We start from the raw sequence: 17,635 nt of genomic DNA, 5'->3' as shown, positions 1-17,635 counted from the left end.
TTCTCCCTCCCCGTCCCCCTGCCCATCTCGGTGGGTTTGCTTGCTGTGCCCGGAAGGTACCGAAAAGATGACCGTGTTCGACACGACGGCCGCCCCGCAAACGGAAAGAGCCGCCGCTCTGCCGGAACTGTTCGCCGCGTGGGTGCGTTCCGCCCCGGACGCGGTCGCCGTGGACGGTCACGGTGGACAGCTGACCTACGCCGAACTGGCCGACCGGGCCGCACGCTTCGCCGCCCGGCTGACGCGGCTCGGAGTGCGTGCCGAGGACAGGGTCGGATTGCAGCTCGAAAGATCCGCCGAACTCGTCGTCGCCGAACTGGCGATCGTGATGGCGGGCGGGGTCTACGTGCCGCTCGACCGGCGTGCTCCCGACGAGCGCTCACGGCTGGTCCTGACTTCGGCGAAGGTATCGGTGCTGGTCACCGACGAGCCGGAGCGGGCGGCGCGGATCCACAGTGGACATGTCGTCGTCGCGGGAGGATCGCTTCCCGCGCCGGAAGCGGCGCCGCCGCGAGTGGACGCGGATCAGCTGGCGTATCTCATGCACACGTCGGGCTCGACAGGGGCCCCGAAGGGAGTCGCGGTCCGGCATCGGGATGTCGCGGCGCTGGCGGCCGACAGCCGGTTCGCGGGCGGCGCGCACCGCCGCGTCCTGCTGCATTCGCCCGCCGCCTTCGACGCGTCCACCTACGAGCTGTGGGTTCCGCTGCTCGGCGGCGGGACGGTGGTGATCGCGCCTCCGGGAGACCACGACGTGGAGGTGCTGCGCGAGATCGTCGGCCGGTACGCGATCACGTCGCTCTGGCTGACCGCCGGGCTTTTCCGTGTCGTGGCACAGGAGGCGCCGGACTGTTTCCTCGGCCTGGAAGAAGTCTGGACGGGCGGGGACGTGGTCCCGGCGGCGGCTGTCCGTCGGGTGCTGGACGCCTGCCCCGGCCTCACCGTGACCGACGGCTACGGCCCCACCGAAACCACCACCTTCGCCACGTCACGGCCCATGTCGTCAAAGGACGGTGTGCCGGACTCCGTGCCGATCGGCCGTCCACTCGACGGCGTCCGCGCCCACGTCCTCGACGACGCGTTGAACGCCGTCCCGGCAGGGCAGGCGGGGGAGCTGCACCTGGCCGGATCCGGTCTGGCCCGCGGTTACTGGGGCAGACCCGGCGCGACCGCGGATCGCTTCGTGGCCGATCCCGGCGTACCCGGCGGTCGTATGTACCGGACCGGCGATCTGGTGCGGTACAACGACGACGGCGAACTGGAATTCCTCGGCCGGGCCGACGACCAGGTCAAGGTCCGCGGTTTCCGGGTCGAGCCCGGCGAGATCGAATCGGTGCTCGCCGCCGCGCCGGGAGTGGGCGAGGTCGTGGTCGTCGCCCGCGAGCAACGACCGGGCGTCAAGCGGTTGGTCGCCTACGTCGTGGCCCAGCCGGGAGAAGCGCTCGGCGACCTCGCGGAGTCCGCGGCGGCGGTGCTGCCCGACTACATGGTGCCGTCGGCGTTCGTCGTCCTCGACGCGCTTCCCCTCAGCGCCAACGGGAAGGTCGATCGCCGCGCACTGCCCGCACCGCCGGAAGAGAGCCGGACGGATACCGGGCCGCGCTCGGACACCGAACGCGCCGTCGCCGAGGTCCTGGCCGGCGTGCTCGGAACGGACGGTGTCGCCGTCGATGACGACTTCTTCGCCCTGGGCGGTGACTCGATCCTCGCGGTGCAGGCGTTGTCCCGGTTGCGCCGGACCTTCGGCGTGACCTTGTCCGCTCGCGCGGTGTTCGACGCGCCCACCGTGACCGGACTGTCCCGGCTGGTCGACGAGGCACAGCCGGCCGCGAACGACACGATCCCGACCGCACCGCCATCCCGGATGTCGCCGCTTTCGCCCGCCCAGCGGCGCCTGTGGTTCCTCGACGAGCTGACCGGGGACAGCGCGGAATACAACACCGCTGTCGGTCTCCGGCTTTCCGGGCCGCTGGATCTCGACGCCCTGCGCGGTGCGCTGGTCGCGCTCTGTGCCCGTCACGAGTCCCTGCGCACCACCTTCGACGAGGGTTTCCAGCGCATCGCCGACACGGCCGGGATACCCCTGCGCGTCGAGGAAACCGCCGCGGACGACGCCACGCTGGCGGCGGACCTGAGCGTCCCGTTCGACCTGCGCGCCGGCCCGCTGACCCGGGCCACGCTCTACCGTCAGGCGCCGGACGAACACCTTCTCGTCCTGTGTCAGCACCACATCGTCACCGACGGCCGGTCGATCGGAATCCTGACCGGTGAGTTGCTGGACTTCTACGCCGGTGTGGCCCCGCCGCCGCTGGAGTCGGGCTACCGCGATTACACGCACTGGCGCCGTCAGTCCGACGACGACGCCCAGCTCGGCTACTGGCGTGAAGCGCTCGACGGGCTTGAACCGCTCGCTTTCCCGACCGATCGCCCGCGGCCGGCCGAGCGCAGTACGGCAGGTGCGGTGCACCGCCACGATCTGCCCGCGGATCTGGTCCGAGGTCTCACCGCCGCGGGACGGCCGCACGGGGCGACCTTGTTCATGACCCTGACCGCGGCCGTGCAGCTGCTCCTGTCGGCCTACGGGGATCAGCGCGACATCGCGGTGGGCACCGCTGTCGCCGGACGCGACCGGCCCGAATGGGAGTCGCTGACCGGGTTCTTCGTCAACACCCTCGTCCTGCGCTCGCGGGTCGACCGTGCCCGGCCGTTCCCGGAGTTCCTGGCCGGCTTCCGGGAAACGGTGCTGGAGGCGTTCGCGCACGCCGACGTCCCCTTCGACCGCGTCGTCGAAGAGACGCAGCCGGAACGCGATCCGTCGCGGACACCGCTGATACAGGCGGTCGTCGTCCTGCAGAGCCCGCTCGTCCGCCCACGTGAGGTCGCCGGCCTGCGAGTCTCGGAACACGACCTGCCCCGGCCGTCGGCCCGGTTCGACCTGGTCGTCGAGTTCTGGCCGACGGAAGACGGCTTGCGGGTCACCATCGAGTACGCCACCGCGCTCTTCGACAGCGCGACGATCGAGCGGCTGACCGCGAGCCTGGAAGTCCTCCTCACCGGGATCGCCGCCGATCCCGACCGCCTGGTGGGCGATCTTCCGCTGCTCGCCGAGGCGGACCGCGGACTCCTGCCGTCGCCGGACCCCGCTCCGTCGATGACCATCACGCGCCTGTTCGACCAGCACGCCGAACAGCACCCGCACGACCCCGCGGTGCTCTTCGGCGAGGACCGCCTCGACTACGGCGAGTTGCGTGCCGAAGCCGACCGGCTGGCGGGACGGCTCATCGAGCTCGGCGTGCGCCCCGAAGACCGGGTCGGCGTGCTGATGGACCGGTCGCCCGATCTGGTGGTGGCGCTGCTGGGGATCCTCAAGGCGGGTGCCGCCTACCTGCCACTGGATCTGCGTGCCCCGGCCGAGCGTTTGCGCCTGCTCCTCGACGGCGCCCCCGTTCTTCTTACCGACGAGACCTGGCACGAGACCGCCGTCACCGTCCACAACGGACAGATCTTGACGCTGCCGACGTCGGGGGAGGCGGCCACGGCTACGGTCGACCCCGGGAACCTGGCCTACGTCGAGTACACCTCGGGCTCCACCGGCGTCCCGAAGGGCGTGGCGGTCCGGCACACCGACGTGGTCGCACTGGCCACCGACCCCCGCTTCACCGGCGCCGCCCACCAACGCGTGCTGTTGCACTCGCCGCTCGCGTTCGACGCCTCCACCTACGAGCTGTGGGTCCCGCTCCTGAACGGCGGCACCGTGGTCGTCGCGCCACCGGGGGACGTCGACGCGCACGTCATCCGGGAGCTGACCGCACGGCACGGTGTCACCGCGCTCTGGCTCACCGCCGGTCTCTTCCGGCTCTTCGCCGGTGACGCGCCCGAGTGTTTCCGTGGCCTCCGGGAAGTCTGGACCGGCGGCGACGTCGTCCCACCCGAAGCCGTGCGCCGCGTGCTGGACACCTGCCCCGGCCTCGCGGTCGTCGACGGCTACGGGCCGACCGAAACCACCACGTTCGCGACCTCGTTCCGCATGACCTCGGCGGACACGGTCCCCTCGACGATCCCGATCGGTACCCCGCTGACCGGGATGCGCGTCTACGTGCTCGACGAAGGGCTGCGGCCGGTTCCGCGCGGCGCGCTCGGCGAGATCTGCGTGGCCGGTCCGGGGCTCGCCCGCGGTTACGCCGCCCGGCCGGGCGCGACGGCCGATCGTTTCGTCGCCTGTCCGTACGGCGCCCCTGGCGAGCGCATGTACCGCACCGGTGACCGGGGGCGGTGGCGCGCGGACGGGACTCTCGAGTTCGCGGGCCGTGCCGACGACCAGCTCAAGATCCGCGGCTTCCGGGTCGAACCGGCCGAGGTGGAACGTGCCCTGTCCGCCGAAGTCGAGGTGGCACAGGCCGTGGTGACCGCGCGCGCCACCAGAGGTCGCAAACAGCTGGTCGCGTACCTGGTGGCGGCCGAGGGGGCCACCGTGGACACCGAGGTGTTGCGTGGCGTCCTGAGCCGGACTCTGCCGGACTATCTCGTTCCGTCGGCGTTCGTCGTCCTCGACGCGCTTCCCCTCAACGCCAACGGGAAGGTCGACCGGCATGCGCTGCCGGAACCGGGCTTCGAGCCCGCCGCGAGCGGAGGCAGGGCGCCGCGGACCGAGCGTGAAGCGGTGCTCGCGGGTATCTGGGCGGACGTCCTGGGCCTCGACCGGGTCGGTGTCGAGGACAACTTCTTCGCCCTCGGCGGCGACTCGATCCTCAGCATCCAGGTCAGCGCGCGGGCCAGGAAGGTCGGGCTGGCGATCACCACGGCGGACCTGTTCCGGCACCAGACCATCGCCGCCCTCGCCCCGACCCTGACCGGCGTCTCCACGGCCCCGGACCGGGGACCCGTGTCCGGTGACGTCGTGCCGACCCCGATCCAGCGCTGGTTCTTCGACACGATCGCGGGACCAGACACCTTCGACCAGGCCATCACGGTCGAACTGGCCGAGGGCACCGACGAAGCCGCGCTCGCCGTCGCCATCGCCGCGGTGACCGAGCATCACGACGCGTTGCGCACGGCCTTCACCCGCGACGGCGGCCAGTGGCGGCTGCGCATCGCCGGAGCCGACGAGGGACATTCGTTGCTGCGCTGGTCACTGTCCGGTCCTCCGGCAGGGCGTGTGCTGCACCTGTCGGCGCACCACCTCGCCGTCGACGGCGTGTCCTGGAGGATCCTGCTCGACGACCTCGACCAGGCGTACCGGCAGGCCGATCTCGGGCCGAGGACGACGTCGTTCCGCGAGTGGGCGGCACGCCTCGCCGCGCATACGGAGTCCGGCGGTTTCGACGACGAGCTGGCCCACTGGCGCGCGATCCCCGACGTCACGCCGATCCCCGTCGACGGGATCGGTGCGAACACGGTGGGCCGGGCCCGCGCGGTGACGGCCCGGCTGACCGCCGAGGAGACACGGTCACTGCTGCGACAGGTCCCCGAGGTCTATCGGACGCAGGTCAACGACGTCCTGCTGACTGCGCTCGGCCGGACGTTGCGGGACTGGACCGGCCGGGTTCCGGTGATCGACCTGGAAGGCCACGGCCGGGAGGAACTGTTCGACGGCGTGGATCTGTCGCGCACGGTGGGCTGGTTCACCAGCCTGTTCCCGGTGGCGCTGGACGTCCCGGACGAGTGGGGCGAGGCGATCAAGGCCGTGAAGGAGCGGCTGCGCGCGGTCCCGCGACGCGGTATCGGCTACGGCGCGTTGCGGTATCTCTCCGGTACCGCGCCGGCGATCGATCCCCAGATCAGCTTCAACTACCTCGGACAGTTCGACCTGGCCGGTGAGCTCTACACCGGCTCGCACGGCGAACTGTCCTTGGCCGCCGACCCCGGCGGCGTCCGTCCTCATCTGCTCGACGTGGTCGGCCAGGTCACCGGCGACACGCTGGAATTCACCTGGCACTACGCGGAAGGCGTGCACGACGAAGCCACCGTGACCCGGTTGGCCGACGGCATGCTGGAGAACCTGCGCGGACTCCTCGGGCACTGCGCCGAACCCGGTGCGGGCGGCCGGACGCCGTCGGACTTCCCCCTCGCGGGTCTCGACCAGTCCACAGTGGACGAACTCGTCGGCGACGGCAGGGACGTCGAGGACGTGTATCCGCTGACGCCGATGCAGGCGGGCATGGTCTTCCACGGCTTGGCCCAGCCCGGCGACCGCAACTACTTCGAACAGGTCTCCTTCACCGTCGACGACGTTCCCGGGCCCAGGGCGCTCGGCGCGGCCTGGCAACGGGTGGTCGAGCGGACACCGGTCCTGCGCAGCTCGATCGTCTGGGAGGGGGTGCCACAGCCACTGCAGATCGCGCGGCGGTCCGTCGGGATCCCGGTGTTCTACCCGGACTGGTCCACCGGGGACGCCGAAGAGTCCTTGCGGCAGCGACTCGCCGAAGACCTCGCCGAAGGGCTCGACCTGACCAGTGCTCCGCTGATGCGACTGGTCATCGCGAAGGAGTCGGCGACCTCGGTCCGGGTCATCTGGACCTTCCACCACGTGCTGCTCGACGGCTGGAGCGTCTTCGGCGTCCTGTCCGACGTCCTCGCCGAACTGCGTGGCGAAGAGCCGCCGGTGCGGCGCCCGTTCCGCGACTACGCCGGCTGGCTCGCCGCGCAGGACGACGAAGCCGCCGAAACCCATTGGCGGGCCGAACTCGCCGGCGTGACGCCGACCCCATTGCCCGGTGATCGAGGTGCCCGCGCCCACACGGCCAGCTCGTCGGCCCGGGTCCCGGTGACCTTCGACGACGCCACGACCAGCCGGATCAACGCGTTCGCGCGACGGCACCACCTGACGCTCAACACGATCGTCCAGGGCGCCTGGGCGGTTCTCCTGGCGCGCTACAGCGGTGAGACCGAAGTGTGCTTCGGCGCGACGGTCTCGGGGCGCCCGGTCGAGTTGCCGGGAGCGGACGACATCGCCGGTCTGTTCATCAACACCCTGCCGGTGCGGGTCAGGCTGGACGCGGAGCGCGGCCTCGTCGACTGGTTACGGGAACTACAGGCGGCGCAGGCGGAATCGCGCCGCTTCGGCCACGTCGGCCTGCCGCGGTTGCAGTCCTGGAGCGACACCGGCGGCAGCCTGTTCGAGAGCATCATCGTCTTCGAGAACTACCCGGTGGCGGACGTCGCCGGGCTGCGGGACGTCCGCGCGGCCGAACGCACGAACTACCCTCTCGGCGTCGTCGCGTACCCGGGACGGCAGCTGTCCCTGATGCTGACCCACGACCCCGGGCTGATCGGCCCGGACCTGGCCCGGCAGCTCGCCGGACACCTCGAAACGCTGATCCGCGCCTTCACGGACACACCGCACGAGCCCGTGACACGGGTGCCGATGCTGTCGGAGCCGGAGATCCGGCACCTGCTCCGCGAGCGGAACGTCACCGCCCGGGAGGTGCGGGAGAGAGCGGTGCCCGAGCTGTTCGAGGCCCGCGCGCGCCGGGATCCCGACGCCGTCGCGCTGCTGTCCGACACGGAGACAGTCACCTACGGCGAACTCGACGTCCGGGCCAACCGGCTGGCGAACCGGCTGCGTGACCTCGGGATCCGCCCAGAAGACCGGGTCGCGCTCCTGATGGACCGTTCGCCCGCCCTGGTCGTCGCCGAACTCGCGATCCTGAAGACCGGCGGCGCCTATCTGCCCTTGGATCTGCGCGCACCCGCCGAGCGGCTGCGGCTGCTGCTGAGCGAAGCCGAGGCCGACGTCCTCGTCACCGATCAGGCTTGGCTGTCCACGGCGGAAGAGATCCACGAGGGTGTGATCGTCACCGACGCGGGCGACGCGCCGGACACACCGCCCGTCGTGAGGATCGACCCCGAGCAGCTCGCCTACGTCATCTACACCTCGGGATCGACCGGGAAACCCAAGGGCGTCGCCGCCCGGCATCGAGACGTTCTCGCGCTGGCCGCCGATCAGCGTTTCGCGACCCACGACCGCGTCCTGCTGCACTCGCCGCAGGCCTTCGACGCCTCGACATACGAGCTGTGGGTGCCGTTGCTGAACGGCGGCACAGTCGTGCTGGCCCCGCCGGGGGATCTCGACGTCCACACGCTCGGCCGGGTGATCACCGCCCACGCCGTCACCGGTGTCTTCATGACGACCGGTCTGTTCCGGCTGGTCGCGCAGGAAGCGCCGGAGATGTTCGCCGGTGTGCGCGAGGTCTGGACCGGCGGGGACGCCGTGCCCGCCGTCGCGCTGCGCCGCGTCCGGGCCGCGTGCCCGCATACCCTGGTCGCCGACGTCTACGGCCCCACCGAGACCACGACCTTCGCCACCGTCCACCCGCTGCCGGACGAGGTGCCCGACGTCGTGCCGATCGGGGCGCCACTGGACAACACCCGTGGTTACGTCCTCGACGAAGACCTCCGGCTCGCCCCGCCGGGGGCACCCGGTGAACTGCATCTCGCCGGGGCCGGGCTCGCGCGCGGATATCTCGGACGTCCCGGGCTGACCGCCGACCGGTTCGTCGCGGATCCGTTCGGCCCGCCGGGGGAGCGGATGTACCGCACCGGCGACGTCGTGCGCTGGAACGAGCAGGAGGCCCTCGAATTCGTCGGCCGGGTGGACGAACAGGTCAAGATCCGCGGCTTCCGCGTCGAACCGAGCGAGATCGAGGCCGCACTGGGCGAACACCCGGGCGTCGAGCAGGCCGCCGTGCTGGCCCGCGCGGACGGCGGGGTGAAACGGCTGGTCGCCTACGTCGTCGGCGAGACCGAAGGGCTGGGGGAGTTCCTGGGCCGGACCCTGCCGGACTACATGATCCCGGCCGCGTTCGTCCGGCTGGAGAAGTTCCCCGTCAACGTCAACGGAAAGCTCGACCGCGCCGCGTTGCCCACCCCCGATTTCGGGGCTGGTGACCACGTCGCGCCGCGCACCGACCGCGAACGCGTGCTCGCCGGGATCTGGGCCGAGGTACTGGGCGTCGAACGGGTCGGGGCGACCGACGACTTCTTCGAACTCGGTGGCGACTCGATCCTCAGCATCCAGGTGGTGTCGAGGGCCCGTCGCGCCGGGCTGGAACTGCTGCCCGGTGACCTGTTCACTCACCGGACCCCGGCGGCGCTCGCTGCCGCCGCGCGCGCCGCCACCGGGGCCGTCGAGCGCGGCCCGGTCGACGGCGAGGTGCCGCTCACGCCGATCCAGCGGTGGTTCTTCGCGACCCAGACCGCCGATCCGGACCACTTCCACCAATTCGTCCGACTGGGTCCGGAACGGATCGACACCGCCGCGGCACGCAAGGCCGTGGACGCGCTGCTGGAACACCACGACGCGCTGCGGATGCGGTTCACCGACGACGGCCGGAAGCAGGAGAACGGGCCTGTCGGCGCCGGGACACCGTTGGTCCGCCTCGACCTCTCCGAGCACGGTGTCACCCTCGCCGTGCACCACCTCGTGGTCGACGGCGTCTCGTGGCGGGTGCTCGCCGAGGACTTCGATCGCGGTTACGCCCAGGCGCTGCGGGGCGAGCCGATCGACCTCGGACCGCGCACCACGTCCTTCCGGGAATGGGCGATCAGGCTCGCCGAGCACACCGCCGACGGCGGGTTCGACGACGAACTGCCCTACTGGCGAGGGATTCCCCAGGACACCTCGATCCCCATCGACGGTGAAGGCGAGGCGACGGTCGCCTCGATGCGCGAGGTCACCGCGCGGCTTTCGGAGGCGGAGACCGAGGCACTGCTGAGGGAGGTGCCCGCGGCGTATCGCACGCAGGTCAACGACGTCCTGCTGACCGCGCTCGGCCGGGTGCTGAGGGACTGGACAGGCAGGGTCCCGGTCGTCGATCTGGAGGGCCACGGGCGCGAGGACCTGTTCGACGACGTCGATCTGTCCCGCACCGTGGGGTGGTTCACCAGTGTCTTCCCGGTCGCGCTGGACGTTCCCGAAGACTGGGGCACGGCGCTGAAATCGGTGAAAGAACAGCTCCGGGCGGTGCCCCGGCGCGGAATCGGCTACGGCGCTTTGCGGCACCTCGCCGGAACCGCGCCGGCGATCGACCCGGTGGTGAGCTTCAACTACCTCGGCCGCTTCACGTCGGGCAGGCTGGAATCCGACGAGAGCGAGCTTTCGGCGCGAGCGCATCTGCTCGACGTCGTCGGCCGTGTCGAGTCCGGCGAACTGGAATTGACTTGGTACTACACCGAAGGCGTCCATCGAGAGTCCACTGTGGATGGACTCGCCGAGGCGATGCTGACCGCGCTGCGAGAGATCATCGGGCACTGCGCCGCGCCGGGCGCCGGTGGACGGACCCCGTCCGACTTCCCGTTGACCGCCCTCGATCAATCCACAGTGGACTTCCTGGTCGGTGACGGCAGGGACGCCGAGGACGTCTACCCGCTGACGCCGATGCAGGCGGGCATGGTGTTCCATTCCCTTTCCCAGCAGGAAGAACGGCTCTACTTCCAGCAGGTCGGATTCGTCCTCGAAGGTGTCGGCGACGTCGATGCGCTGGCACACGCGTGGCAGCACGTCGTCGACCGCACGCCCGTGCTGCGCACACGGATCGCTTGGGAAGGCGTGCCGGAGCCGGTGCAGGTGGTGCGGCGCCGGGTCACCGTCCCGGTCACCCGGCTCGACTGGCGCGCCCACATGCCGGCGGCTCAGGAGCGGTTCTGGCAGGAAGTCCTCGCGACTGATCGGGCCGAGGGGCTCGACCTGGACGGGGAAACCCTCCTGCGGTTGACCCTCGCGCGACTGTCGGACACGGAAGTCCGCGTCCTGTGGACGTTCCACCACGTCCTGCTCGACGGTTGGAGCGTCTTCGGGGTGCTGTCCGACGTCTTCGCCGCGTACGCCGGAGAAGAACCGCCCGATCGGCCGCCCTTCCGCGACTACGTGGCGTGGCTGGACCGCCAAGACGACACCGAAGCGGAACGGCACTGGCGTCGCGAACTCGGCGACTTCACCGCTTCCGCCCGGCTCGCGGCGCGGGACCACACGAGCCGGTCCGCCGAATGGCTGCGGATACCGGTCGAGAGCTCCGCGCGACTCGGGGAAGCCGCACGCAAGGCGGGGCTCACGATGAACACCGTCCTCCAAGGCGCGTGGGCGCTGGTGCTGTCCCGGCTGACGGGGGAACGTGACGTCTGTTTCGGCACCACCGTGTCCGGCCGTCCGGTGGAGCTGGCCGGCGCCGACGACATCACCGGCATCTTCATCAACACGCTGCCGGTGCGGGTCACCACCGATCGCTCTCCGGTCGCGAAGTGGCTGGCGGCGCTGCAGGACCGGCAAGTGGAGTCCCGCAGGTACGGGCATCTGCCGCTGACGAAGCTCCAGGCGTGGAGCGGGGCCGACGGCGGTCTCTTCGACAGCATCGTCGTGTTCGAGAACTACCCGATCGACGCGGCGACGCGGGACGGGCTCCGGTTGCGCGACGTCGACGCCGCCGAGACGACGAATTACCCGCTCAGTATCGTCGCGTCGCCGGGAGAGCGGCTGAGTATCGACGTCGGCTACGACCCTCATCTGTTCGACGCCGCGACGGCCGAGCGGATCACGGCCCGGCTGGTCGGCGTGCTTGACGCGTTCGCCGACGACCTGAACCGGCCGCTCGACGGGATCGACCTGCTCACCGACGCCGAACGGTTGCAGATCCTCGGTGATTGGAACGACACCGCCCACCCGCTGCCGGAGGGCAGTCTCGCCGGGCTCTTCGCCCGGCAAGTCGCGCGCGCTCCCGGCGCCCTCGCCCTCATCGGCGACGACGCTCGCCTGACGTACGCGGAACTGGACGTGCGGGCGGACCGCCTCGCGCGGTATCTGGTGTCGCTCGGGGCCGGCCCCGAAACCGTCGTCGGGGTGCTCATGGACCGCACAGCGGACCTGGTCGTCGCCGAACTCGCCATCGTCAAGGCCGGTGCCGCGTACCTGCCGCTCGACACCCGCGCGCCCGCAGCACGGCTGAAGACACTGCTGGACGGTGTGCCGATCCTGGTCACCGACCGGGCCCGCGCCCGCTCCGTCGTCCATGACGGGCAGATCGTCGTCCCCGACGGCCGGACCGCGAAGGTCGCGCTTCCCGAGGCGTCGCCGGACAACCTCGCGTACGTGATGTACACGTCGGGCTCGACCGGCAAGCCGAAGGGCGTGGCAGTGCGTCAGCGCGACGTCGTCGCCCTCGCGGCCGACCGGCGATTCGCCGCGCACAAGCGGGTCCTGCTGCACGCCTCGCCAGCGTTCGACGCCTCCACTTACGAACTCTGGGTCCCGCTGCTCAACGGCGGTGCCGTCGTCCTGGCACCGCCCGGCGATCTCGACGTGGACACGCTCCGGCGGGTCATCGCCGAGTACGACGTCCACGGGGCGTTCTTCACCGCGGGCCTGTTCCGGCTGCTCGCTCAGGAGGCTCCGGAGACCTTCCGCGGGATGCGCGAGGTCTGGGCGGGCGGCGACGTCGTCCCGGCAGCCGCGGTCCGGCGGGTGCGGGAGGCGTGCCCGGGCACGATCGTCGTCGACGGCTACGGACCGACCGAGACGACGACCTTCGCCACGTCGCATCCCATCCCGGACGACGTCGCCGGAGCCGTGCCGATCGGGAAGCCACTCGACAACATGCGGGCTTACGTCCTCGACGCCGATCTGCGGCTCGTGCCGCAGGGCGCGCCCGGCGAGCTGTACATCGCCGGCGCCGGGCTCGCTCGCGGGTACTTCGGTGATCCGGCGCTGACCGCCGACCGGTTCGGGCCCGACCCGTTCGGTCCGCCGGGGGAGCGGATGTACCGCACCGGCGACCTCGTCCGCTGGAACCCGCGTGGAGAGCTGGAGTACACCGGCCGCGCCGACGAGCAGGTCAAGGTCCGCGGCTTCCGGATCGAACCGGCGGAGATCGAGACCGCGCTGACCGCGCATCCCGGCGTCGGCCAGGCCGCGGTCCTGACCAGGGAGGATCACGGGGTCAAACGGCTCGTCGCCTACCACACCGGCGACGCGGACGACCTCGCCAGGTTCCTGCGCCGGACGCTGCCCGACTACATGGTCCCGGCCGCGTTCGTCCGGCTCGACCGCTTCCCGTTGAACGCCAACGGGAAGATCGACCGGCGCGCCCTGCCCGCGCCGGACTTCGGCGACAAGACCGCCCGGACCGCACCCACGACGGAGGCCGAACGGGCGCTGGCCGGGATCTGGGCGGACGTCCTCGGTGTCCCGGACGTCGGGGCCGAGGCCAACTTCTTCGAACTCGGTGGCGACTCGATCCTCAGCATCCAGGTCGTGTCGCGCGCTCGCCGTGCCGGGCTGATCCTGTTGCCCCACGACGTCTTCCGGCATCCGACGCTCGCCGCGCTGGCCGCGCACGCCGGTGGTGGCACCGGTCCGCTCGCCGAGCAGGGGCCGGTCACCGGAACGGCTCCGCTCACCCCGATCCAGCGCTGGTACTTCGCCACCCAGCCGGATCGGTTCGACCAGCGGGTGGTGCTCGACTTCACCGAGGACGTCGACGAAGCCGCGCTGCGCCGCGCGCTGGAGACCGTCTGGGCGCATCACGACGGGCTGCGGCTACGGTTCGAGCGCGAAGGCGTCCAGCACGGTGAGCCGGTCTGGCCCGCCGAGCTGCTCACCGACGAGATCGCCTTCGATCTCGAACGAGGTCCGCTGCTGGCGGCGGTGCTCGACGGGCGGCGGCTGACCCTGGCCGCGCATCACCTCGTCGTCGACGGTGTCTCCTGGCGGATCCTGCTGGAGGACCTGGAAACCGCCTACCGCGGCGGCGAGCTCGGCCCGAAGACGACGTCGTTCCTGGCGTGGGCGGAGCAGCTGGCCGAGCACGCCGCCGCCGGCGGCTTCGACGACGAACTGGCGCACTGGCGCGGGATCCCGCCTTCGCCGGCCGCCGAACCGGCCACGATCGCCGACCTCGGCGAGGTGACCGTGCGGCTCACCGCCGAGGAAACCCGTGCGCTGCTCCAAGACGTGCCGGAGGTCTATCGCACGCAGGTCAACGACGTCCTGCTCACCGCACTCGGCCGGGTCCTGCGGGACTGGACCGGGCAGACACCCGTGATCGACCTGGAGGGCCACGGGCGCGAGGAGCTGTTCGAGGACGTCGACCTGTCCCGCACGGTCGGCTGGTTCACCAGCATGTTCCCCGTGGCGCTGGACGTCCCGCACGACTGGGGCGCGGCGCTGAAGTCGGTGAAGGAACAGCTCCGGTCGCTGCCGCGGCGGGGCGTCGGCTACGGCGCGCTGCGGTACCTCACCGGGACCGCGCCGGACATCGATCCGCAGATCGGCTTCAACTACCTCGGCCGCTTCGACGGCGCGGAGGCGGGCCTGTTCCGGACCGGTTCCCTCGACGCCGACGTCGACCCGGCCGCTCCCGCGATCCACGCACTCGACATCGTGGGCCGGGTCGTGGCCGGGACGCTGGAGCTGACGTGGGCCCACGTCACGACCCGGCACGATCGCGGCACCGTCGAAGACCTGGCGGGAAAGATGCTCGCCGCCCTGCGCGAGATCATCGCGCACTGTGCCGCGCCGGAGGCGGGTGGCCGCACGCCGTCGGACTTCCCGCTGGCCGCCCTCGGTCAATCCACAGTGGACACTTTGGTCGGCGACGGCCGCGCGGTAGAGGACGTCTACCCGGCGACGCCGATGCAGGGCGGGATGGTGTTCCACGGGCTTTCCCAGACCACGCAAGGCATGTACGTCGAGCAGGCGACGTTCGTCCTCGAAGGCGTCACGGATCTCGACCGGCTCGCCGCGGCGTGGCAACGGGTCGTGGACCGGACCCCGGTCCTGCGGACGGCGTTCGTCTGGTCCGGGGTCGAGGAGCCGCTGCAAGTGGTGCACCGCGAGGTGAGGCTCCCGATCCGCGTGCTCGACGGGACCGGTCACGATCTCCAGCGGCTCTTGGCCGAGGACCGCGCACAAGGACTCGACCTCGCGGAGGCACCGCTGACGCGCGTGGCGCTCGTGCGGTTGTCGGCGACCGAGGTCCAGGTCCTGTGGACGTTCCACCACGCGCTGCTCGACGGCTGGAGTGTCTTCCACGTCCTTTCCGACGTCTGTGGCGCGTACGCCGGGCAGAGCTTGCCCGCCAGGCCGCCGTTCCGGGACTACCTCGCGTGGCTCGACGGCCTCGACCGGACCGACGCCGAACGCTTCTGGCGCGCCACCCTCGCCGGAATCGACGCTCCTTCACCCGTCCCCGGCGACAGGGCGGCCACGGCCGGCCACATCGCCTGTTCGTCCGACTGGCTGCCCGTCCGCCTGGACGAGACGGCGACGAGGGAGCTCGACGAGTTCGTCAAACGCCACGGCCTCACGCACAACGCGGTCCTGCAAGGGGCCTGGGCCCTGCTGCTGTCGGCTTACCGCGGTCACGACGACGTCGTATTCGGATCCACCGTCTCCGGCCGCCCGCCCGAGGTGACGGGCGTGGACGAGAGCACCGGCATCTTCATCAACACGCTGCCCGTCCGGGTCGGGATCGACCGGGACAGCCGGGTCGCGGAGTGGCTCGCGGGTCTGCAGGCGAGCCAGGCCGAGGCGCGCCGGCACGGGCATCTTCCGCTCGCGCTCGTCCAGGGCTGGGCGGAGCTGCCCGCGGGAGTGAACCTCTGCGAAAGCCTGGTGGTGTTCGAAAACTATCCGATCACCGACGCCGAGGCCGGGCACGGCCTGACCGTGCGCGACCTGTCGGCCCGCGAGACGACGAACTTCCCGCTCACCGTCGTCGCGTCGCCGGGCCGCGAGCTGAACGTCGACCTGGGCTACGACCCGGCCCTGTTCGACGCCCCGACCGTGACCCGCCTCGCCGGGCACCTCCTCACCCTGATCCAGGAACTGGCCAAGGACGGCGACCGGGTGCTCTCCGAGGTGTCGATGCTGACCCTGGAAGAGCAGCTTCAGCTGGCGAAGTGGACAGACTCCGGCGCCGAGGCCCCGGCCCGGTCGCTGCCGGAGCTGTTCGCCGCCCAGGTGCGTGCCCGGCCGGACGTGGTGGCGGCCGTCCTCGACGGCGAGCAGGTCACCTACGCCGAGTTGGACCGGCGGGCGAACCGGCTCGCCAACCGGCTGATCGGGCTCGGTCTGCGGCCGGAGGAACCGGTCGGCCTCGTCACGAGCAGGGCGGGCACGGTGGTGGCGGAACTGGCCGTGGTCAAGGCGGGCGGCGCCTACCTCCCGATCGACACCCGGGCCCCGGCGGAGCGGCAACGGGCACTGCTCGACGGAGTCCGGTTCGTCGTCTCCGACCTGGAGTACCCGAACAGCATCCGCCTGTCCTCCGTGGACGACGAACCGGACGGCGATCCCGGCGTCGTCGTCGACCCTGACCGGCTGGCGTACGTCATGTTCACCTCCGGGTCCACGGGCACGCCCAAGGGAGTCGCCGTGCGGCACCGCGACGTCGCCACCCTTGCCAGGGACAGCAGGTTCCGCGGCGGGGCACACGACCGCGTGCTGCTGCATTCCCCGGCGGCCTTCGACGCCAGTACCTACGAGTTGTGGGTTCCGCTGCTCACCGGTGGTCGCGTGGTCACGGCGCCGGACGGCGACCTCGACGCGCACCGGCTGCGGGCCTTGATCCGCGAGCACGGCCTGACCGGCATGTGGGTCACCGCGGGCCTGTTCCGGGTGCTGGCGCAGGAAAGCCCGGACTGCTTCACCGGACTGCGGGAGGTGTGGACCGGCGGCGACGTCGTACCGGCCGAGTCGGTGCGGCGAGTGCTGGGCACGTGCCCGGGACTGCGCGTCGTCGACGGCTACGGCCCGACCGAGACGACCACCTTCGCCACCGCCCATCCGATGGACGGCCCGGTCCCGGACCGGATCCCGATCGGCAGGCCGCTGGACGGGATCGTCGCCCGCGTTCTGGATCCGCAGCTGCGCCCGACGCCTCCGGGGGTGCCTGGGGAGCTGTACCTCGCCGGAGCGGGCCTCGCTCGCGGATACCGGAACCGGCCCGGCCTGACCGCCGACCGGTTCCTCGCCGCTCCGGGCGGAGAACGGATGTATCGGACCGGCGACCTCGTCCGCTGGACCGGGGAGGGCGTTCTCGAGTTCCTCGGCCGGGCGGACGACCAGGTGAAGCTGCGCGGGTTCCGTGTCGAACCCGGTGAGGTCGAGGCCGTCCTGGCGCGGCATCCCGCCGTGGCGCAGGCCGCGGTCGTCGTCCGCGAAGACGCGCCCGGAGTGAAGCAGCTCGTCGCCTATGTCGTCTCGGAAGCCGGGCATGACACCCTCCGGGACTCCCTGGCCGCGACGCTGCCGGACTATCTGGTGCCGTCGGCGTTCGTGACGCTGGACCGGATCCCGGTCAGCACCAACGGGAAGCTCGATCGGAACGCGCTGCCCGCGCCCGCCGCGCTGAAGACCGGCCACGTCGAGCCGGAAACCGAAACCGAACGGGCGCTGGCCGGGATCTGGGCTGACGTACTCGGCGTGGAACGGATCGGCGTCGAGGACAACTTCTTCGCCCTCGGCGGGGATTCACTGCGGAGCCTGCACATCGCGGCCAAGGCCGGCGCGTTGTTCGCCGTCCGGCTCACCCCGGCCGACGTGCTGACCGCGCGCACCGTCGCCGGGCTGGCCGGAACGGTCGAAGAACTCATTCTGGGCGAGCTCGAAAGCCTCGCCTCCGAAACGGAAGCGTGAGGACGCCAT

1 protein-coding gene is annotated in these 17,635 nt (G+C 71.3%); it reads left to right on the top strand.

The window, feature by feature from the left end; all coding sequences use genetic code 11:
• Positions 1 to 73 precede the first annotated feature (73 nt).
• Positions 74 to 17,626 (top strand): non-ribosomal peptide synthase/polyketide synthase, encoded by a 17,553-nt coding sequence (locus ACFWMR_RS08735; RefSeq protein WP_449224319.1) that lies wholly within the window; start codon positions 74 to 76, stop codon positions 17,624 to 17,626.
• Positions 17,627 to 17,635: the final 9 nt, after the last annotated feature.

This window comes from Amycolatopsis thailandensis (genome assembly GCF_042723255.1).
GTDB lineage: Bacteria > Actinomycetota > Actinomycetes > Mycobacteriales > Pseudonocardiaceae > Amycolatopsis > Amycolatopsis thailandensis.
This window is presented reverse-complemented; position numbering and strand designations above follow the sequence as displayed.